The 609-nt window shown below is 71.3% G+C and carries 2 protein-coding genes; both read right to left on the bottom strand.

From position 1 onward, the window contains the following. Positions 1-232: hypothetical protein (locus ACXJKJ_RS31200; RefSeq protein ID WP_457395478.1), on the bottom strand; the 232-nt coding region annotated here is incomplete at its 3' end. A gap of 75 nt (positions 233-307) precedes the next feature. Next, positions 308-609, bottom strand: a 302-nt coding sequence (locus ACXJKJ_RS31195; RefSeq protein WP_457395476.1) for a hypothetical protein, incomplete at its 5' end; no start/stop codon positions are given.

The following is a 609-nucleotide window of genomic DNA, read 5'->3' as shown; positions in this document are numbered from 1 at the left end:
GGCCGATGCGCAGGTTGAGGTCGCTGCTGTATTGGGTGGAACGGGTGCCGTCGTCGTCGCGGTCACGCTCCAGGCTGGGCAGGCCCCACTCCACGGCGACGCTGCCACGCGGCAGCGTGGATGGTGCAAAGCCGATGCCGGGACGGTCGAACGCCGGTGGTTCGGCAGTGTCGTCCTGGGCAAAGGCAGGCGAGGCGAGCAATAGCAGGGCAAGGGCGGCAGGCAAACGCATGGTGCAATCTCCGGTGAGCGGCGCAGCTTCGGAGAGTGTGCGACAAGAACCCGTGAGGAGATCGCCGGGTGCGGCTCAGGCCTCGGGGTGGGTCAGCGCCAGCAGGCCATCGAGCAGGCGGTTGGCGCGCGGACGGCCGTCGACGTCGATCGGGTCGGCCAGCGACTGCAGCCAGAAGCCGTGCGCGGCCCGTCGTGCGGCAGTGAGCCGGTGGTCCCTGGCTTCACCGGGGTGCAGCAGCAGGCGGCCTTGTATCCACTGCTTGAGCGCTTGGGCGATCTCCGGGTCGGGGCGGCCGCGTGGCGCGCCGGGGCCGGGGCCCTCCGGGGTCAGGCAGGCACGGAAGACCGCGGTGACGTAGGCGCGCGAAAAGCGCC

It is taken from the genome of Roseateles sp. P5_E1 (genome assembly GCF_054049335.1).
The sequence above is the reverse complement of the archived record's forward strand: the minus strand, read 5'-3'. Positions and strand labels throughout refer to the sequence as shown.